Consider the following 19150-nt stretch of genomic DNA (forward strand, 5'->3'; position numbering starts at 1 on the left):
GGGTCCTCAGAAGCGGCGCGGCGGGTTGGTGCAGCCGAGCTGCTCCTCGGTGAGCCGCTCCACCTCGGGGCGGTGCGCCCACTGCACGGCGTTGGCGAGGACCCGGCGCACGTCCGGGTGCTGGTAGACGGGGTACTCCTGGTCACCGGGGGAGAAGTAGAAGACCCTCCCCTGCCCGCGCTGGTAGGTGACCCCGGACCGGAACACCTCGCCGCCGGCGAAGGTCGACAGGAACACCACCTCGTCGGGGTGGGGGATGCCGAACGGCTCCCCGTACATCTCCTGCTTCTCGATGACGACGGGGTTGGGCACGCCCCGGGCGATGGGGTGGGACGGGTCCGTCGTCCACACGAGCTCGCGCTCGCCCTCGTTGCGCCACGCCAGCGAGCACGTGGTGCCCAGCAGCCGCGTGAAGATCTTGGAGTAGTGCGCCGAGTGCAGCCCGATGAAGCCCATGCCGGCCAGCACGTGCCGGTGCACGCGGGCGACCACCTCGTCGCTGACCTGCTCGTGCGCGGCGTGTCCCCACCACAGCAGCACGTCGGTGCCGGCGAGCACCTCCTCGGTGAGCCCGTGGTCGGGCTCGGAGGCCAGCGTCGCCGTGCGCACCACCGCGCGGTCGCCGAGGTGCTCGGTGATGCCCTCGGCGATCGCCCCGTGCAGGCCGGACGGGTAGATCTCCCCGATCCACTCGGGGTGCTGGCGCGCCTCGTGCACGCCCTCGTTCCAGACGGTGACCCTGACGGGACCGGTCGTCGTCGAGCTCACAGCTGGACCTCCCTGTTCTCGCGCGCCGAGGCGTAGCACGCGTCGATGACGCGGGCGCGGTCCAGCGCCAGCGACCCGTCGTGGTCCTTCCAGGCCGCGGCGCCGCTGCGCACCACGTCCACGAAGGCGTCGACCACCGCGGCGTGGCCGCGGCCCGGCTGCACCGGCACGGTCCTGTCGGCGGCCTCCCCGTCGGCCGTCAGCGGGCTGTCGGTGAAGACCCGCAGCTCACCGGTCGGGTCGGGGTCGCCCTGCACCACCAGCTCGGCGCCGCCGTCGGTGCCGCGCACGGTCATGCCCATCTGGTCGACGGGCTCGCGGAAGACCGCCCACGACGTCTCCAGCTGCAGCAGCCCACCGCCCTCGAGGCGCAGGAAGGCGTGCGCGAGGTCCTCGACCTCGTAGGCCGACGGGTCCCCGGCGAGCGACTTGGTGCCGCCGCGGCTGCCGCCCAGCCCGCGCGGTCCCAGCTCGGAGAAGGTCACGGCGCTGGCGGCCACCACGCGCGGCTCGCCCAGCACGTGCAGCGCCCAGTCCAGGCAGTGGACGCCGATGTCCACCAGCGGGCCCCCGCCGGAGGCCTCGGCGTTGGTGAACCAGCTGCCGAGCATGGGGATGCCCCGCCGGCGCAGCCACCACGAGCGCGCGGCGTACGGCCGGCCCAGCTCACCGGAGGCCACGAGCTGCCGCAGCGCCTGCACGTCGCCGCGCTGGCGGTGGTTGAACACCACCTCCAGCACGCGGCCCGCGGCGCGCGCCGCCTCGACCATCGTGGCGGCCTCGGGGGCGTCGCGGGCGATGGGCTTCTCGCACAGCACGTGCAGCCCGCGCTGCAGCGCGGCGACGGCGATGGGCGCGTGCAGCGCGGTGGGCACGGCGATGCTCACGGCCTGCAGGCCCTCGACCTCGAGCAGGTCCTGCCAGCGGGCCACCCGGTGCGCCACGTCGTGGGCCTCGCCGAGGGAGGCGAGCAGCCCGGCCTCCATGCCCGCGAGCGCCACCACCTCGACGTCGGGCCGGTCGGCGTACGCGGCCAGGTGCTGCTGGCCCGCCCACCCGAGCCCCACGACGCCGACCTTCAGGACTTCCTCGTCTGGCACGTGCTCCGGTCTACCAGCCGGGCGCGGCCGCTGTCGCCCGGGGGACACGATGGGGGAGTGGCGGTGGGCGACGACGACGACGGCGGGACCGGCGGCCGGCGCAACCCCGGACCGAGCGCCGCGGCGCGCAACCGCGCGGCGCTGCTGGCCGCTGCGCGCAGGCTGTTCGACGAGGTGGGCGCGGACGTGCCCCTGTCCAGGCTGGCCGCGGAGGCGGGCGTGGGGCAGGCGGTGCTGTACCGGGTCTTCCCCGACCGGGCCAGCGCCGTGTGGGAGGTGTTCGGCGAGGACCTCACCGCTCTCGAGGAGCTGGCCGCGGCCGCGGACCTCCCGGTGCTGCTGGGGGAGGTGACGCGGTCGGCGGTCCGCTCGACCGGCTTCCTGCAGGTGGTGGCGGGGCACCTCGACGACACCCGGCTGCTGGACGCTGGGCGGCGGTTCGCCGTGGCGCTCGCCCGGTGCCGCGAGGGCACGGCCCCCGCACGGCGGCCGGCCCGCGACCTCACCGCCGCAGACCTGGGACTGGCGGTGCAGATGGTGGCGGGGGCGCTGGTCACCACCGCGCGCGAGCAGCGCCTGGAGGTCGCTCGTCGCGCGTGGGACCTCCTGGGCGTCCCCGTGGACCTGGGCCGCCCGGCGGGATAGCGTCGGGCCATCAACCGGACAGCGCTGTCCGGTGCACGACGCCTGGAGGTCACCGTGCCCGCTCGACTCACCGCCGCGTCCTCGATCGCCACCTGGCTCGACCACCCGCGCGGCGGCCCGCTCCTGAGGGGCCTGCTCGCCGCCGGGGGGCAGGACGAGAGCGCCCTGGCGCCCGTCCGGCTGCTGCCCCTCGAGCGCCTCGTGGCCCTCAGCGGAGGACAGCTGCCGGCCGAGGCCGTCGCCGACCTCGTGCGTCGAGCCTCCGCTGACGACGACGCTGACGACGACGCAGACGGCGACGGCGAGGCGACCGAGCAGGGCCTCGGCGCCAGCGACGTCCCGCGCGCCCTCCCGCAGTGGCAGGAGCGGGTCAGCACCGGTCGCTTCACCGGCATGACCGTGGTGGTGACGGGCGCCGGCTCCGGCATCGGGCGCGCCACGGCGTCCCGGGTGGCCCGCGAGGGCGGGCGCGTCGTCGCGGTCGACGTGGTCGCGGAGCGCCTCGACGCGCTCGCGGCCGACCTGGGACCGCGGGCGCAGGAGGCGGGCGGCGAGGTGGTGGTCGTCACCGCCGACATCACCGACCCCGACGGCGTCGCCCGGATCCTCGAGGCAGCGGGCAGCGACGTGGCGGGCCTGGCCAACGTCGCGGGCGTCATGGACGACATGACGCCCGTCCACGAGGTCACCGACGCCGTCTGGGAGCGCGTCATGCGCATCAACGTCGACGGGATGATGCGGCTCACCCGGGCCGTGGTGCCGCTGATGCTCGCCCGCGGAGGGGGCTCGGTGGTCAACGTCGCGTCCGAGGCGGGGCTGCGGGGCTCGGCGGCGGGCGCCGCCTACACGACCTCCAAGCACGCCGTCGTGGGCCTGACGAAGAGCTCGGCGGTCATGTACGGCCGCCTGGGCGTCCGCGTCAACGCGGTGGCGCCCGGGCCCGTCATCACGGGGATCGAGGCGCGCTTCGCCTCCGAGCTCGGCGCCGAGCGCATCGGCGGCCTGCTGGCCACCATCCCGGACCCGGTGCAGCCGGAGCAGCTGGCGGCCTCCATCACGTTCCTGCTGTCCGACGACGGCGTCAACGTCAGCGGCACGGTCCTCGCCTCCGACGGCGGGTGGTCCGCGCAGTGACGCCCGGCGGGCGCTCGCGCGGCCTACTGTGGGGGTGACGCGCCCGGCAGGGCGCGCCGGCCAGCATGGCGCAACTGGTAGCGCACTCGTCTTGTAAACGAGGGGTTGCGGGTTCGAGTCCCGCTGCTGGCCCCACCCGCCCGCGGCAGCGGGTGGCGCGCGGCGGTGCCGTGCCCGAGGGTGGCCCCCAGACGCCGTCGTCCCGAGGGGAGCACCCGTGATCTTCATCGCCGTCAAGTGGCGCATCAAGCCCGAGCACGCCGACACCTGGCTGGACGAGGTCGCCGACTTCACCGAGGCCACCCGCGCCGAGCCCGGCAACCTCTTCTTCGACTGGTCGCGCAGCGTCGACGACCCCACCGAGTACGTGCTCCTCGAGGCGTTCACCGACGACGGCGCCGGCCCCCACGTCAGCAGCGACCACTTCAGGCACGCGATGAGCACCCTCGGCGACAAGGTGGCCGAGCGCCCGCAGATCGTGAACTTCCAGCTCCCGCAGGACGACTGGTCGCGCCTGGGCGAGCTCCAGCTGGACGACTGATGGCGACCCCCGGGTCCGCGTCGACCGAGCTGACCGACGACGACGTCGACCTCAGCTTCCGCCTCGACGGCAGGACGGCGCTGGTCACCGGTGCGGTCTCCGGCATCGGCTCGGCGATCGCGGGCGTCTTCGCCGACCGCGGAGCGCGCGTCGTCGTCGTCGACCTCGACGAGGCCGCCGCGAGGCGGCGCGCCGACGAGCTCGGCGGCGAGGCCCTCGGGCTGGGGTGCGACGTGTCCGACGCCGCCAGCGTCGAGGCCGCCGTGGCCGCGGCGGTGGAGGCCACCGGCGGGATCAACGTCCTGGTCAACTGCGCCGGCATCGTCGACCTCGCCCCCGCGGAGGACCTGTCCGCCCGCGCCTGGGACCGCACCATCGCCGTCAACCTCACCGGCACGTTCCTCGTGAGCCAGGCGGTGGGCCGCCGCATGCTCGAGGCGGGCCGCGGCAAGGTCATCTCCATGGCCAGCCAGGCCGCCAGCGTCGGGCTGCTGGAGCACGCCGCCTACTGCGCCTCCAAGGCCGGCGTCGTCGGGCTGACCCGCGTGCTGGCCGCGGAGTGGGCCGGTCGCGGGGTCACCGCCAACTGCATCTCCCCGACGGTGGTGCTCACCGAGCTCGGCAAGAAGGCCTGGGCGGGGGATAAGGGCGAGGCCGCCAAGCGGGAGATCCCCGTCGGGCGCTTCGCGCTGCCGCGCGAGGTGGCGGGCGCGGCCCTGTTCCTGGCCAGCGGCGCCTCGGACATGGTCAACGGCGCCGACCTCGTCGTCGACGGCGGCTACACCGTCCGCTGAGGCCGACCGGGGCAGCCGCCTACGCTCGCCGTCGTGAGCACCTCCACGCGCGGGAACGCAGGCCGGGTCGTCGTGCTCGGGTCGGTCAACCTCGACCTCCACCTGCAGGTGGAGCGGCACCCGCGCGGCGGGGAGACGCTCCTCGCGGCGGACCTCGAACGGCGCTTCGGCGGCAAGGGCGGCAACCAGGCGGTGGCTGCCGCGCACGCCGGCGCCACCACCTCGGTGGTCGGGGCCGTCGGGGACGACGAGCCGGGCCGGGAGTACCGCAGGCGCCTGGGGGCGTTCGGCGTCGACGCCGGCGCCCTGCGCGAGGTGCCGGGGGCACCCACCGGCACGGCCGTGATCTGCGTCGACGCCGACGGCGAGAACACCATCGTCGTCGCCCCCGGCGCCAACCACCGCGTGAGCACCGAGGACCTGGTCGCGCTGGACGGGCTCACCGAGCGCGACGTGCTGCTGGCCCAGCTGGAGCTCCCCCTCGACGTCGTCGCCGAGGGGGTGAGGCGCGCTGCGGCCGCGGGGGCGCGCGTGGTGCTCAACCTCGCGCCGTTCGCGGTGCTGGAGCCGGGCGTGCTGGAGCTGGCCGACCCCGTCGTCGTCAACGAGCACGAGGCCGAGCAGCTGCGCGCCGCGGGCGCCGAGCCGCCCTCGCTGCTGGTGACGCTCGGCGCCGCCGGCTCGCGCTGGGACGGGCTCGAGGTGCCCGGGCAGCGCGTCGAGCACGTCGTGGACACCACCGGCGCCGGTGACTCCTTCTGCGGCGTGCTCGCCGCTCGCCTGGCGGCCGGCGACGACCGCCGCGCCGCGGTGGAGGCGGCGACGACCGCCGCTGCCCTCACGGTGCAGCACGAGGGCGCTCAGCCCGCGGCGCCGGGGGCTGCTGGCTAGGCTCGCCGCCGTGTCGACGCAGACGACCGGTCAGAGCACCACGGGCGCGACCCGCCTCGAGCACGACCTGCTGGGAGACCGAGAGGTCGACGCCGACGCCTACTACGGCGTCCACACGCTGAGGGCGCTGGAGAACTTCCCGATCTCGGGCAGCCCCATCAGCACGCACCCCGACCTCGTGGTGGCGCTGGCGTGCGTCAAGCAGGCCGCCGCCCGGGCCAACGCCGAGCTCGGGCTGCTGACCCCGGAGGTGGCCGGTGCCATCGAGGCCGCCTGCGAGGAGGTGCGCGCCGGCGAGCTGCACGACCAGTTCGTCGTGGACGTCATCCAGGGCGGCGCCGGGACCTCGAGCAACATGAACGCCAACGAGGTCATCGCCAACCGGGCCATCGAGCTGCTCGGCGGCACCAAGGGCGACTACTCCGTCGTCCACCCCCTCGACCAGGTCAACCGCAGCCAGTCCACCAACGACGTCTACCCGACCGCGGTGAAGGTGGCGATGCACTTCGCCATCGACAGGCTCCACACCGCCATGAAGAGCCTGTCGCAGGCCTTCGCCGTGAAGGCCGACGAGTTCGCCGACGTCCTCAAGATGGGCCGCACCCAGCTGCAGGACGCCGTGCCCATGACGCTCGGGCAGGAGTTCGCCACCTACTCGGTCATGGTCGCCGAGGACGCCGACCGCCTCGCCGAGGCCGCTGCGCTCATCCGCGAGATCAACCTCGGCGGGACGGCCATCGGCACCGGCCTCAACGCCCCCGGCCGGTACACGGAGCTCGCCGTCGCGGCGCTGCGGGAGCTCAGCGGCGTGCGAGTGGTCAGCGCGACCGACCTCGTGGAGGCCACGCAGGACGTCGGCTCCTTCGTGCAGCTGTCCGGCGTCCTCAAGCGCACCGCGGTCAAGCTCTCGAAGATCTGCAACGACCTGCGGCTGCTCTCCTCCGGGCCGCGCAGCGGCTTCTCCGAGATCAACCTGCCGCCCGTCCAGGCCGGCTCGTCGATCATGCCGGGCAAGGTGAACCCCGTGATCCCCGAGGTGGTCAACCAGGTGGCCTTCGAGGTGGTCGGCAACGACGTGTCCATCACGCTGGCGGCCGAGGGCGGTCAGCTGCAGCTCAACGCCTTCGAGCCGATCATCGCCCACAACCTCTTCGAGTCCGTGACGCACCTGACGGCCGCCTGCCGGGTGCTGGAGTCCAAGTGCGTGGTGGGCATCACCGCCAACACCGAGCACCTGCGCGGTGTGGTGGAGCGCTCGATCGGCATCGTCACGGCCCTCAACCCCCACATCGGGTACGCGGCGGCCACGGACGTGGCCGCCGCGGCGCTGGCCACCGGGCGCAGCGTGACGGAGCTGGTGGTGGAGCGGGGCCTCATGACGCCCGAGCAGGTGGACGCGGTGATGCGGCCCGAGGTGCTCATCCCCACGCTGCAGCGCCGCGCCGCCACCGTGCGCGACGTCTGAGGCACCCCGGACGGTGACCTACCACCTGGTCGGTCCATGCTGGTGCCGACCCTGAACACCGCTGACGAGCAGGAGCTTCGACGATGACGCGACCGATCACGCTGTTCACCGGCCAGTGGGCCGACCTGCCCTTCACCGAGGTGGCCCGGCTCGCGGGCGAGTGGGGCTTCGACGGCCTGGAGATCGCCTGCTGGGGCGACCACCTCGACCCCTACCGCGTGGTGGAGGAGGACGGCTACCTCGAGGAGAAGCAGCGCGTCCTCGCCGAGAACGGCCTGCAGGTCTTCGCCATCTCCAACCACCTCACCGGCCAGGCCGTCTGCGACGACCCGATCGACGAGCGCCACGAGGACATGCTGTCCCCGCGGGTGTGGGGCGACGGCGACCCCGAGGGCGTGCGCCAGCGCGCCGCCGACGCGCTCAAGATGACGGCGCGCGCCGCCGCCAAGATGGGCGTGAAGACCGTCACCGGCTTCACGGGCTCCTCGATCTGGAAGTGCGTGGCGATGTTCCCGCCGCCGCCCGCGGGCATGATCGAGCGCGGCTACGAGGACTTCGCCCGCCGCTGGAACCCCATCATCGACGTCTTCGACGAGGTCGGCGTGCGCTTCGCCCTCGAGGTCCACCCCAGCGAGATCGCCTACGACTACTGGACCGCCAAGAAGACCCTCGAGGTGCTCGACAGGCCCGGGTTCGGGCTGAACTTCGACCCGTCGCACTTCATCTGGCAGGACCTCGACCCGGTGATGTTCCTGCAGGACTTCGCCGAGAAGATCTACCACGTCCACGTCAAGGAGTCGGTGCGCCACCTCGACGGCCGCAACGGCCGGCTCGGGTCCCACCTGCCCTGGGCGGACCGGCGCCGCGGCTGGGACTTCGTCACCGCCGGCCACGGGCACGTCGACTGGGAGCCGATCTTCCGCACCCTCAACGCCATCGGCTACGAGGGCCCCACGAGCGTAGAGTGGGAGGACGCCGGCATGGACCGCCTCGTCGGCGCCCCGCAGGCGCTGGCGATGGTCAAGGAGCTGGCGAAGATCTCCCCGCCGGCCGCCGCCTTCGACGCCGCCTTCTCCACGAAGCGCTGACGCAGCAGCCCCTCCACCGCCCCTGACCCCGCGTCCAGCGCGCGGGAGTCAGGGGCGGCGCTGCACCACCACGTCGTCGAACTCCGGGTGCGCCGCCACCCACCGGCTCACGAAGGGACAGATCGCCGCCGCGCGCCGACCCTCCGCGCGGGTCTGCTCCAGCGCGTGCCGGACCACGGCGCTGGCAAGGCCCCGGCCGCTGAAGGCCTGGCCGATCTCGGTGTGCACGAAGACGCGGCGCCCCTCGGACTCGAAGTACTCGGTGAAGCCCGCGCGGCGGCCCCCCACGTGCACCTCGAAGCGCCGCTTCTCGGGGACGTGGAGCACCACCTGGCGGGGCTCCGGCAGCGCGGGCGCAGGCGGTGCCGGGGGCACCGGTGCGAGCGTCACGGCGGGAGGGTCGACGACGGCCATGGAGCATGGTCGCAACGCCCGGCGGCGCCGGACGGCGTGAAACGCACTCGTCACACGGCGGTCCCGTCGTCGGCCGCCTAGCGTCGGCGGCATGGCACCCGGAGCGGGCGACCGCACCCCGCTCGTGACCCCCGACGGGCGCTACCTCGTGGTGCGAGGGCGCCTGTGGCGGGCCTCCGACCCGCGCCTGGACCCCGACCGGCGCGAGGGCCTCGTGGCCGAGCTGATGGCGGCGCGCCGCGCCAAGGGAGCCGCCCTGCGCTCCGGGGACGACCACGCCCGCGGCGCCGCCCGGGCGCGGGTGCAGGCGGCCAAGGAGGCCCTGGGGGAGCGCGGCCCCGTGTGGTGGGACGACGGCGCGCCCGACCTCACGCGCCACCTCGCGCGCACGACCCCCTACGCGGCCTGGTACGCCGAGCAGGAGGACGGCGGCGCCGGCGGCGCGCCGGAGGCCTGAGGCCCGCCTCAGCCGTTGGTGAGGCGGGCCATGTGCTCGGGGTACCGCTCGCCCTGCACCTCCACCTGCGCGTACGCGGCGTCGATCGCCGCGACGTCGTCGGCGGTCAGCTCCAGGTCCACCGCGCCGAGGTTCTCCTCGAGCCGGCTGAGGCGCCGGGTGCCGGGGATCGGAACCACCCAGGGCCGCTGTGCGAGCAGCCACGCGAGCGCGATCTGGCCTGTGGTGGCGCCCTTCGCGGCGGCCGTCTGGCCGAGCAGGTCGAGCAGCGCCTGGTTCGCCGCGAGCGCCTCCGGGGTGAAGCGGGGCAGCCCGGACCGGATGTCACCCTCCCCGAACGTGCTGGTGGCGCTGACGCCGCCGGTGAGGAAGCCGCGCCCCAGCGGGCTGAACGGCACCAGCCCGATGCCGAGCTCCTCCAGGGCCGGCAGCACCTCGGCCTCGACGTCGCGGAACCAGATCGAGTACTCGCTCTGCAGCGCGGTCACCGGGTGCACGGCGTGCGCGCGGCGGATCGTCGCGGCGCTGGCCTCCGAGAGCCCGAAGTGCTTGACCTTGCCCTCGGCCACCAGCTCGCCGACCACCCCGGCGACGTCCTCGACCGGCACGGCCGGGTCCACGCGGTGCTGGTACAGCAGGTCGATGACGTCGGTGCGGAGCCTGCGCAGGCTGGCCTCCACCACCTCCCGGACGTGCTCGGGGCGGCTGTCGGTGCCTCCGGGACCGCCGTGCTGGCGGGAGCTCTCGTCGATGGCGAAGCCGAACTTGGTGGCGATGACCACCTGCTCGCGCACCGGCTCGAGCGCCTCGCCCACGAGCTCCTCGTTGACGTAGGGCCCGTAGACCTCCGCCGTGTCGAAGAGCGTGACGCCGCGTTCGACGGCGCCGCGCAGGACGGCCACCATCTCCTCGCGGGTGCCGGGGTTCGGCCCGAAGGACTGGCTGAAGCCCATGCACCCGAGCCCGAGCGCGGAGACCTCCAGCGCGGTGCCGTTGCGGGCCGAGCCGAGGATGCGGGTGGTGACGGGTCCCTGGGTGCTCACGTCGACGACGCTAGGCCTCCCCGCCGCGGACGACCAGACCGCGGGGCCGCCCCGCGGCACCCCGGGGCGGCGGGGTGGAGCGGCCACCGGCTTGGCACAGTACGGGGGTGGAGCAGACCGGGGCGGGCGGCACGGCGGCTGCTGCGGCGCAGCAGCACGACCTCGGCGTCGACGCCGCCGAGGCGGGGCGACACGAGGAGGCGGCCGAGGCCTTCGCCCGTGCGGTGCAGCTCGGTGACCGCGATGCGCTGCTCGGGCTCGGCAACGCCCTGCTCGACCTCGGCCGCGACGACGAGGCCGAGGCCGCCTTCGCCCGGGCGGTGGACGAGGGCGACCCGCTGGCGGGGCTCAACCTCGGCATCGCCCGGGAGCGCCGGGAGGACTGGGCCGGCGCCGAGCGGGCCTACCAGGTGGCGCGCTCGGCGGGGGACCCGCGGGCCGTGGTCTTCCTGGCCGACGTGTGGCGCTGGCACGGCGGCGCGCCGGGTGTCTCCGGGAGCGAGGACGACGCGCGCGACCTCCTGCGGTCCGCGGCCTCCGGTGGTGACCCCGAGGCGTGCGCCGTCCTCGGGACGTGGCTGTTCAGCGAGGCCGCGAGCGCACCGGGCGGTGGCGAGGAGGGGGTGGCGGCACTGCCCGCGGGCGGTGAGGTGGAGCAGCTGCTGCGCGCCGGGGCCGACGTCGACGTCGACGCCCGCGGCGACCTGGCCTGGCTGCTGCGCACGCGCGGCGTCCGCCGCGCAGACGCCGCCGCCCACGCGGAGGCCCTGGCGCTGCTGCGCTCCGGTGCGGCCGAGGGGGACCCCACGGGAGCCATCCGCCTCGCGCTGGTCCTCGAGGAGGACCTCGGTGACCTCGACGGCGCCGAGGGGGTGCTGCGCACCCTCGCCGAGGGCGGTGAGCCCCGGGCGTGGAACAACCTGGGGCTGCTGCTGGAGCGGCGCGGACGGATCGTCGAGGCGCGCCGCATGCTGTCCCGCGGGGTGCGCGCCGGCGACGTCCTGGCGGCCAAGAACCTGCGCTCGTTCCTCGTGCGGCACCACCCGGCGCAGGTCGCCGAGGGCACCGCGCCCCTGTGACCGTCAGGAGGGGGGCAGCACCCGCAGCGCCAGCACGGCCACGTCGTCGGCGGGGTGGTCGGGCAGCAGGCGCAGCAGCACCGCGTCGACCAGCGCCTCGAGGTCGAGCTCGTGGGCCCGCAGCGCCACCAGCTCGTCCTGGAGCCGGCGCAGCCCGGCGTCGAGCGGCTGCCCGCGCCGCTCGACCAGGCCGTCGGTGTACAGCAGCACGGTGGTGCCAGCGGCCAGGGAGGTGCGCAGCTCCTGGCGCGGCACCTCGGCCTTGACCCCCAGGAGGAGGTCGGTGGTCTCGCTGACCAGCGCGCGGACCTCGCCGTCGGGGCCGACGGCCACCGGTGGCGGGTGGCCCGCGTTGGACCACACCAGCTCGCCGTCCTCCCAGCGAGCCACCAGCGCGGTGGCCGTGGTGTCGAGCCGGAGCACGGACATGACGCGGTCGGTGCTGGCCAGCACGGCCGCCGGGCCGTCGTCCCCGGCGGCGCCCAGCGCCCTGACGATGGAGCGCAGCTGGGCCATGCCCGCCGCGGCCTGGGTGTCGTGCCCCATGACGTCGCCGATGGTGAGCACGACGGAGCCGCCCGGCTGCTCGAAGGCGTCGTAGAAGTCGCCGCCCACCTGGGCGGCCTCCGCCGCGGCGGCGTAGCGGACCGCGAGCTGCAGGCCCCTCGGCGCGGTGGGGCTGGTCAGGGTGAGGAGCGAGCGCTGGAGCCCCGCGGCCAGGTCGCGCTGCTGGCGGTACAGGCGGGCGGTGTCCAGCGACAGCCCGGCCCGGACGGCGATGTCGGCACCGAGCGCGATCTGGCCGGCGGTGAGCGGGCGGCTGCGGGGCCCGGTGCAGACCGTGAGCAGGCCCACGGTCCGGTCCCTGCCGCGCAGGGGGAACGTGGCCACCGACGAGGGGGCCAGCTCCCTGATGATCTCGCGGGCCTCGTCCACCAGGAGCTCCGACATGACGTCGACGGCGCTGGCGCTCGCGTCGGTGGGGACGTCGTCGTGGCGCGGCACGCCGTCCGCCAGGAGCCCGTTCAGGACCTGCCTGCCCGCCGGGCTGAGCTGGCTGAGGCGCACGGCGCAGAAGCGCTCCAGCAGGGGCTGCGCGGCCGGGTCGGTGTGGGCGCACGCCACGTCGCGCAGGTCCCGGCCGGAGACGGTGCCGCGGCGGGCGGGACCGTCCGCGCCGACCTGGGCGCGCGCGTCGTCGCCGACGATCGCCAGGATCGCGAAGTCCCCGAGGTGCGGCAGGACGAGACCCGCCAGGCGGTGCATGGCCTGCTCGCCGTCGGTGGTGGAGCTCAGCTGTCGCGTGACCTCCGCGAGCAGCGCCAGCCGCTGGCGCGACTTCTCCGCCTCGGCGCGGGCCGCGCGCTCGGCGGCGAGCGCGCGGTCGCGCTCAGCGTCGGCGGCCACCCGCCCTGACACGTCGGTCTGGATGCCCACCACGTGGGTGGTGCGGCCCTCCGCGTCGCGCACCGGGCTCAGGGCCAGCTGGTTCCAGAAGGCGGTCCCGTCCTTGCGGTGGTTCAGCAGCGTCACCGTGAGCGACTCGCCCGCGCTGATGGCCTCGCGCAGCCGCTGGCGGACCGCCGGGTCGGTGTCGGGCCCCTGCAGGAAGCGGCAGTTGCGGCCCACGGCCTCCTCGAAGGCGTAGCCGGTGACGGCGGTGAAGGCCGGGTTGACCCAGACCAGTGCGCTGTCGGGGTGGGAGGCGTCGGCCACGGTGAAGGACAGGCCCGTGGCCAGCACCGCGGAGGAGCGCAGGGAGTCGCCGTCGGCGCCCTCGCCGAGGTGGGCGGCGACGGCCTGCTCCTGCACCGGGGTGCGGTCGCGCACGGGCAGCAGCACCACGAGGGCGTGACCGGTGAGGTTGGGCGCGTCGTCGAGGGGGAGGGCGACCACCCACAGGGGCTCGCGGCGGCTCCCCAGGTCGCTCGAGCGGGCCGCCGAGACGCCCTGCCCCGCGACCGGCTCGAAGCGGGCCACGCGCGAGAGCGGGTGGTCGGTCTGCGACAGCGGCTCCCCGTCGAGGTCGCGCAGGTCGGCCCGGCGCGACCACTCCTCCGTGCTCACGGGCAGCGGCAGGTCGGGGGCCACCTGCTGGGCCACCTCGTTGGCGTAGACGACCCGCTGGGAGGCCAGGTCGACCATGAGCACCGCGGCCGGGGCGTCGGGCCGGACCTCGGCGACGCCACCGGGCAGGGGAGGGCGGGCAGGGGCGTCCCCCGCGCTCTCCGACCTCGCCACCTCCGACCTCCCGGTGCTGCTGCTGCTGCTGGACCGGGCACAGCCTTACACCTCTGCAGCGGCCCTGGGAAACGGCCGCACGCCGGTGCCGCGCGCGTCCACCCGCGGTGCGCCCCGCGCTCGCGGTTCCCACTCCTCCCGCTGCGGCCCCGCGGACAGGGGCTTGAGCCGGCGGCCCGTCGTGCCGATGCCCGGAGGGTGACCACCACGGCCGTCCCGACGACGACGCCCCCGCCGGCCATGCCCCTGCCGACCGCCGCGCCGGACCGCGACCACGCCGGTGAGCGGGCCGGTGACCACGCCGGGGACCAGCGCGGCGTCCAGTTCGGCGCGACGCGCCGGGGACTGCGCGTGGCCTGGCTGCCGTCGCCCGGGCCCGTGCGCGCGCGCCTCGCCTTCCGCGTCGGCACCGCCGACGAGCGCCTTCCCGAGCGCGGCCTCACCCACCTCGTCACCCACCTCGCCCACCGCTTCACCGAGGTGGACCTCGAGGGGGGCGGCGGCCGCCCCTCGCAGGTGTGGCACGGGCCCTGCGCCTCCCCGCTCGAGGTCGCCTTCACCGCCGTCGGGGACGAGGACGACGTGCGCGACCGGCTGGTCGCCCTCTGCGAGGGCCTGGCGTCCCTCGCGGAGGTCCTGCCCGAGGAGGTCGCCCACGAGGCGGGCCGCCTCGACGCGGAGGCCGACCTGCGCCCCGTCAGCAGCTGGGAGGCGCTCCGCACCGCGCGGCACGGCCTGCGCGGCTGGGGCCAGCTCACCACCGGCGAGCTGGCCGTGCCCTCCGCCGACGCGGCGGCGCTCACCCGCTGGGTCGAGCGCTGGTTCACCGCCGCCAACGCCGTCCTGGCGGTGTCCGGACCGCAGCCCCCCGCGTGGGTGCTGCCCCTGCTGTCCGGGGAGGCCGTGCCCGCCCCCGCCCCGGTGGTCCTGCCGCTGCAGCTCCCGGCACGCGTGGAGGGGCCCTCGGGCGCCGTGGCGGTCACGGCGCTCGCGGACGACGGCGCCGCCGCTCGCGCGGGGTGGTGGTGGCTGCACCACCTGGCGCTGGAGGAGCTGAGGGTGCGCGGCCTCGCCGCCGCCGACGTCGAGGTGGAGGTCACCGCGGTCGGCGGAGGACTCGTGGAGCTGGCCCTGGCGGTGCACGCCGGGGCCGACCCGGCCCAGGACGCGCTGCACGCGGTGCAGGACGCCACCGCCCGCGCCTGCAGCGAGGCGCTGCCCCTGGCCGAGCTCACCCGCTGGGCCTCCGACCTGCCCGTCCCCGACCCGGTCGCCGAGCTCGACGACCTGGCGCGCGCGTGGCTGCTGCACGGCGGGGTCGAGCCCCCCGCGGCGGCGCCCCGCGAGTCGCTGCGCGAGCAGGCCCGTGCGCTGCGCCCCGCCGACGTCCTCACCGCGCTGCGCTCCGCCCTCGGCACCGGCCTCCTGCTGGTGCCGCACGACGTCACCGCCCCGGCCGGCCTGCCCCTGGCGGTGCCCGCCGCGCCGACCGCGTCCGCGGCGCTGCCCGGTGGCACGTGGGTGGGCGCGCGCGGCGGCTCCGCGCGCCTCGTCGTCGGCGAGGTGGGCGTCCAGGTGCACCACGAGGACGGCTCCACCCCGACCGCCCGGTGGGAGACCGCCGTCGCGGTCCTGCACCGCGGCGGCGGGACCCGCGTGGTCGTCGACGTCACCGGCGCGGAGGTCGAGGTCGACCCCGCGGTGTGGGTCGACGGTCCCGCAGCGGTGGAGGTGCTCGACGCGCACGCCCCCGCCGGGCTCGTCGTCCCGCTGCCCGCCGGCGCGGCAGCGCTGGAAGAGCCCGCCCGCGCGGGGCGGCGGGACCGGGCGCTCGCGTCCCTGAGGGCTCTGGCCACCGTGCGCGTGGGCCGCCCCCGCGCCGGCCGCGGCGCCTGACCCGCCCCCGGCCGAGGGCCGCCCCCCTCCCCGCTCCGGTGGCGGGTGGGCCAGGCTCGGTGCATGCGACTGGTGCACATCGGGCTCGGCGGGTGGGGCAGGGACTGGGAGCGCACCGTGCTCCCGAGGGTCCCGGAGGTCGAGCGGGTGGCCGTGGTCGAGCCCGACCGGGCGGGTCTGGCGGCCTTCCAGCGGGCCCACGACCTCCCCGACGCGGCGTGCGCCACCTCGCTGGAGCAGGCGCTGCGCCAGGTGGAGGCCGACGGCGTGCTCGTCACCGCCCCCGTCGGTGCGCACGTGCCGCTGGCCCTGGAGGCGCTCGAGGCGGGCCTGCACGTCCTGGTGGAGAAGCCGTTCGCGCCCACGGCCGCCGAGGCGCTGACGGCCGTGGCCAGGGCCGAGCAGCTCGGCCTGGTGCTGCAGGTCAGCCAGAACTACCGCTTCTACCCGGGTCCGCGAGCGGCCCGGGACCTGCTGCGCGGCGGGGACCTCGGAGGCCTCTCGGGCGTCGCCGTCGACTTCCGCAAGTGGTCCAACGACGCGCCGGTCGAGACCACGCCGCACTACCGCTTCCCCCAGCCGCTCCTGGTCGACATGGCGATCCACCACGTCGACCTGCTGCGCTTCGTCACGGGGCGCGAGGTCGAGCGGGTGCACGCGGTGACCTCCTCCCCGCCGTGGAGCCGCTTCGCCGAGCCCCCCGTCGCGTCCGTGCTGCTCGAGCTGACGGGGGGGCTCGTGGCCAGCTACCGCGGCAGCTGGCTCTCGCGGGGCCGTCCGACCCCCTGGGCGGGGGAGTGGAGCATCACCGGCGAGCGGGGGGAGCTCCAGCTGGCCAGTCGGCACGGCGGGGACGAGCCTCCGGCTGACGACTCGCTGGTCCTGCGCGGCCCCGACGGAGCCGAGACCGCCCTGCCCCTGCGGGTGCCGGCGCTGTGGGGGCGCGCCGCGGGCCTGCAGCAGTTCGCGCGCGCCGCCGCGGGCGGTCCGCCGCCCGAGGTGACGGGGCGCGACAACCTCGCGAGCCTGGCCGCGGTGGAGGCCGCGGTCCGCTCGTCGCAGACGGGACTCGTCGAGGACGTCGTCGTCCCCCGCTGAGGCTCGCCGCAGATACCCCCCGGGGGTACCCTGGTGGGGTGGCTGAGCACGAGCACGCACCCACGAGCACCGCCGAGCGCGGCGCTGGCGCCGCGACCGACCCCGTCTGCGGCATGACCGTCGACCCCGACGGCCCGCTGACCGCCGAGCGCGACGGCCAGCGGCACGCCTTCTGCTCCGAGCACTGCCGCACCCGGTTCCTCGCGGGCGACGGCGGCGCGGCGCCCCACGACCGCGGCGGGCACGAGCACCCGGCGGCCACGTACACGTGCCCCATGCACCCGGAGGTGCGCCAGCAGGGCCCCGGGAGCTGCCCGGAGTGCGGCATGGCCCTGGAGCCGGTGGAGGTCACCGCGGATGCGGGCCCCAACCCCGAGCTCGCCGACATGACGCGCCGACTGCGGGTCGCGGCGGTGCTGGCCGGGCTCGTCGTCGTCCTCGAGATGGGCTCCCACCTCGTGCCGGCCGTGCACGACGTCCTGCCCCCGGGGCCCTCGGCCTGGGTGCAGCTGGTGCTCGCCACCCCGGTGGTGCTGTGGGCGGGCTGGCCCTTCCTCCGGCGCGGCTGGACGTCCGTGCGCACGCGCCGGCTCAACATGTTCACGCTCATCGCCCTCGGCGTGGGCGTCGCGTGGCTGTACAGCGTCGTCGCGACCGTCGCCCCGGGTGCCTTCCCGCCGGAGCTGCGCGGCGAGGGCGGGCGGCCCGACGTCTACTTCGAGCCCGCCGCGGTCATCGTCGCGCTGGTGCTGGTCGGCCAGGTGCTCGAGCTTCGGGCGCGCGAGCGGACCTCCGGCGCGGTGCGCGCGCTGCTCGGGCTGGCCCCGCCGACGGCGGTGCGCGTCACCCCGCGCACGGCCTGCGGCCACGGCGGCGAGGAGGTCGAGGTCGCGCTGGAGCAGGTGGCCGTGGGCGACCTCCTCCGCGTGCGCCCCGGGGAGCGCGTCCCGGTGGACGGCGTCGTCGTCGAGGGCCGCGCCAGCGTGGACGAGTCCGTGGTCACGGGCGAGCCGATGCCGGTCACCAAGGCCGAGGGCGACGCCGTGGTCGGCGGCACCACGGCCTCCGGCGGAGGTTTCGTCATGCGCGCCGAGGGCGTCGGTCGCGACACCGTGCTCGCCCGCATCGTCGCGTCGGTCCAGGAGGCGCAGCGCTCCAGGGCCCCGGTGCAGCGCGTGGCGGACAGGGTCTCGGCGGTCTTCGTGCCCGTCGTCGTGGCGGTGGCGCTGGCGGCCTTCCTGGTGTGGGCGCTGGTGGGGCCCGAGCCCCGGCTGCCCCACGCCCTGGTCGTCGCGGTCTCCGTGCTGATCATCGCCTGCCCGTGCGCGCTCGGGCTGGCCACACCGATGTCGATCGGCGTGGGGGTGGGGCGCGGCGCGCAGCTCGGCGTCCTGGTGCGCGACGCGGAGGCCCTCGAGCGCCTGGAGCGCGTCGACGTCGTGGTCCTGGACAAGACGGGGACGCTGACCGAGGGCCGCCCCTCCGCAGCGCTCGTGGTGACGGGTGCCGCCTTCGACGACGACGACGTGCTGCGCTGGGCCGCTGCCGCCGAGCGGGGCAGCGAGCACCCGCTGGCCCGCGCCGTCACGGAGGCGGCCGGCGGACGGGAGCTGGACGTGCCGCCGGCGGAGCACTTCGAGGCCCCCGCCGGGCGCGGTGTCCGGGCGGTGGTCGAGGGGCGGCGCGTCCTGGTGGGGAGTCCCCGCTTCCTGCAGGAGGAGGGGGCGGCCGGCGCGGAGGCCTTCGAGGCCGAGGTCGCCGCGGTGCGGTCCGACGGGGGCACCGCGGTGCTCGTCGCCGTCGACGGCGAGGCCGCCGGCGTGCTCGCCGTCACCGACCGGGTGCGCGAGAGCACCCCCGCTGCCCTGCGGGCGCTGCGGGACCAGGGCCTCGAGGTGGTGATGCTCACCGGTGACGCCCGGGCGACCGCCGAGGCCGTGGCCCGTGAGCTCGGTGTGGAGCGCGTCGAGGCCGAGGTCCGCCCCGAGGACAAGGCAGCCGCGGTGCGGGCCCTGCGCGAGCAGGGACGCGTCGTGGCCATGGTCGGGGACGGCGTCAACGACGCACCCGCCCTGGCGGCTGCCGACGTCGGCGTGGCCATGGGGTCCGGGACGGACGTCGCCGTGGAGGGCGCCGGGGTGGTGCTGCTGCACAGCGACCTGCGTGCTCTGGTGCGGGCGCGGGCGCTGTCCCGGGCCACCATGCGCAACATCCGGCAGAACCTCGCCTTCGCCTTCGCCTACAACGGCGCGGGCATCCCGCTCGCGGCCGGGGTGCTGTACCCGGTGGTGGGCGTCCTGCTCACCCCCGAGGTGGCGGCAGCCGCCATGGCCCTCAGCTCCGTGAGCGTGATCGGCAACGCGCTGAGGCTGCGCCACGCGTCCCTCTGAGGGGGGCCCGGCGGTGCCCTTCGGCGTTGTTGCTGGTCAGGGTGGTGTTGGGGGGGCGATTTGGTGTTGGGGTGGGGCGGGGGTAGTGTTTCATCTCGCTTCCGGA

At 76.0% G+C, this 19150-nt stretch carries 17 protein-coding genes and 1 tRNA gene; 13 read left to right on the plus strand and 5 right to left on the minus strand.

Annotated elements, in window-relative coordinates; genetic code table 11:
* Window positions 1-6: 6 nt before the first annotated feature.
* Together FHN55_RS04010 and FHN55_RS04015 are read right to left on the minus strand one after the other, a co-directional pair.
* Window positions 7-768 (minus strand): ThuA domain-containing protein, encoded by a 762-nt coding sequence (locus FHN55_RS04010; RefSeq protein WP_139710941.1) that lies wholly within the window; start codon window positions 766-768, stop codon window positions 7-9.
* Window positions 765-1868: a Gfo/Idh/MocA family protein gene (locus FHN55_RS04015; protein WP_180357625.1), complete on the minus strand. Its 1104-nt coding sequence runs from the start codon at window positions 1866-1868 to the stop codon at window positions 765-767. The genes FHN55_RS04010 and FHN55_RS04015 overlap by 4 nt, the downstream gene beginning before the upstream one ends.
* 57 nt (window positions 1869-1925) lie before the next feature.
* Here FHN55_RS04015 and FHN55_RS04020 point away from each other — a divergent pair, with 57 nt between their 5' ends.
* From FHN55_RS04020 to FHN55_RS04055, 8 genes are all read left to right on the plus strand, one after another.
* The gene (locus FHN55_RS04020) at window positions 1926-2513 is read left to right on the plus strand and encodes a TetR family transcriptional regulator (RefSeq protein WP_180357626.1); all 588 of its coding nucleotides are present in this window, start codon (window positions 1926-1928) and stop codon (window positions 2511-2513) included.
* 54 nt (window positions 2514-2567) lie between these two features.
* Window positions 2568-3647, plus strand: a complete 1080-nt coding sequence (locus tag FHN55_RS04025) for an SDR family NAD(P)-dependent oxidoreductase (protein WP_257570674.1) — start codon at window positions 2568-2570, stop codon at window positions 3645-3647.
* A gap of 59 nt (window positions 3648-3706) precedes the next feature.
* Window positions 3707-3782 (plus strand) — tRNA-Thr (locus FHN55_RS04030).
* An 82-nt stretch (window positions 3783-3864) separates the two neighbouring features.
* A complete protein-coding gene (locus FHN55_RS04035; protein WP_139710944.1) occupies window positions 3865-4188 on the plus strand; it encodes a putative quinol monooxygenase in 324 nt (107 codons plus the stop codon).
* Entirely contained in the window at window positions 4188-4982 is a 795-nt protein-coding gene (locus tag FHN55_RS04040) for a GolD/DthD family dehydrogenase (protein ID WP_139710945.1), read from the plus strand. Before FHN55_RS04035 ends, FHN55_RS04040 begins: the two co-directional genes overlap by 1 nt.
* Before the next feature lie 33 nt (window positions 4983-5015).
* The gene (locus FHN55_RS04045) at window positions 5016-5873 is read left to right on the plus strand and encodes a ribokinase (protein WP_139710946.1); all 858 of its coding nucleotides are present in this window, start codon (window positions 5016-5018) and stop codon (window positions 5871-5873) included.
* A gap of 10 nt (window positions 5874-5883) precedes the next feature.
* Window positions 5884-7338, plus strand: a complete 1455-nt coding sequence (locus FHN55_RS04050; RefSeq protein ID WP_139710947.1) for an aspartate ammonia-lyase — start codon at window positions 5884-5886, stop codon at window positions 7336-7338.
* An 83-nt stretch (window positions 7339-7421) separates the two neighbouring features.
* Window positions 7422-8426 carry a sugar phosphate isomerase/epimerase gene (locus FHN55_RS04055; RefSeq protein ID WP_139710948.1) on the plus strand — a complete coding sequence of 335 codons (1005 nt, stop codon included), beginning with the start codon at window positions 7422-7424 and terminating at the stop codon, window positions 8424-8426.
* A 48-nt stretch (window positions 8427-8474) separates the two neighbouring features.
* On the opposite strand, the gene FHN55_RS04060 is transcribed toward FHN55_RS04055, so the two are convergent.
* Complete coding sequence (locus tag FHN55_RS04060; RefSeq protein ID WP_218974327.1) at window positions 8475-8816, minus strand: GNAT family N-acetyltransferase; 342 nt, start codon at window positions 8814-8816, stop codon at window positions 8475-8477.
* Window positions 8817-8931: 115 nt separating this feature from the next.
* Between FHN55_RS04060 and FHN55_RS04065 the strand changes: the two genes are divergently transcribed.
* Window positions 8932-9297, plus strand: coding sequence for a hypothetical protein (locus FHN55_RS04065; RefSeq protein WP_139710950.1), 366 nt, complete (start codon window positions 8932-8934; stop codon window positions 9295-9297).
* An 8-nt stretch (window positions 9298-9305) separates the two neighbouring features.
* Here the strand turns inward: FHN55_RS04065 and FHN55_RS04070 are convergent, their stop codons facing one another.
* Window positions 9306-10340, minus strand: a complete 1035-nt coding sequence (locus FHN55_RS04070; RefSeq protein ID WP_257570675.1) for an aldo/keto reductase — start codon at window positions 10338-10340, stop codon at window positions 9306-9308.
* A gap of 107 nt (window positions 10341-10447) precedes the next feature.
* On the opposite strand from FHN55_RS04070, the gene FHN55_RS04075 reads away from it, so the two are divergent.
* Window positions 10448-11419, plus strand: a complete 972-nt coding sequence (locus tag FHN55_RS04075; RefSeq protein WP_180357627.1) for a tetratricopeptide repeat protein — start codon at window positions 10448-10450, stop codon at window positions 11417-11419.
* Window positions 11420-11422: 3 nt separating this feature from the next.
* Here the strand turns inward: FHN55_RS04075 and FHN55_RS04080 are convergent, their stop codons facing one another.
* Complete coding sequence (locus FHN55_RS04080; RefSeq protein WP_139710952.1) at window positions 11423-13660, minus strand: SpoIIE family protein phosphatase; 2238 nt, start codon at window positions 13658-13660, stop codon at window positions 11423-11425.
* 198 nt (window positions 13661-13858) lie between these two features.
* On the opposite strand from FHN55_RS04080, the gene FHN55_RS04085 reads away from it, so the two are divergent.
* From FHN55_RS04085 to FHN55_RS04095, 3 genes are all read left to right on the plus strand, one after another.
* Window positions 13859-15556: an insulinase family protein gene (locus FHN55_RS04085; RefSeq protein ID WP_139710953.1), complete on the plus strand. Its 1698-nt coding sequence runs from the start codon at window positions 13859-13861 to the stop codon at window positions 15554-15556.
* A 63-nt stretch (window positions 15557-15619) separates the two neighbouring features.
* On the plus strand, window positions 15620-16654 hold the full coding sequence (locus tag FHN55_RS04090; protein WP_139710954.1) for a Gfo/Idh/MocA family protein: 1035 nt from the start codon (window positions 15620-15622) through the stop codon (window positions 16652-16654).
* 38 nt (window positions 16655-16692) lie between these two features.
* Entirely contained in the window at window positions 16693-19044 is a 2352-nt protein-coding gene (locus FHN55_RS04095; protein WP_218974328.1) for a heavy metal translocating P-type ATPase, read from the plus strand.
* The last annotated feature ends 106 nt before the right edge of the window (window positions 19045-19150 follow it).

This window comes from Streptomyces sp. NP160 (assembly GCF_006335115.1).
GTDB lineage: Bacteria > Actinomycetota > Actinomycetes > Actinomycetales > Quadrisphaeraceae > Quadrisphaera.

What these genes read in the sequence shown, in the direction of transcription:
- FHN55_RS04040 (WP_139710945.1), top strand. Translation starts at nt 4,188, where the DNA reads ATGGCGACCCCCGGGTCCGCGTCGACCGAGCTGACCGACGACGACGTC.
- FHN55_RS04055 (WP_139710948.1), top strand. Translation starts at nt 7,422, where the DNA reads ATGACGCGACCGATCACGCTGTTCACCGGCCAGTGGGCCGACCTGCCC.
- FHN55_RS04065 (WP_139710950.1), top strand. Translation starts at nt 8,932, where the DNA reads ATGGCACCCGGAGCGGGCGACCGCACCCCGCTCGTGACCCCCGACGGG.
- FHN55_RS04090 (WP_139710954.1), top strand. Translation starts at nt 15,620, where the DNA reads ATGCGACTGGTGCACATCGGGCTCGGCGGGTGGGGCAGGGACTGGGAG.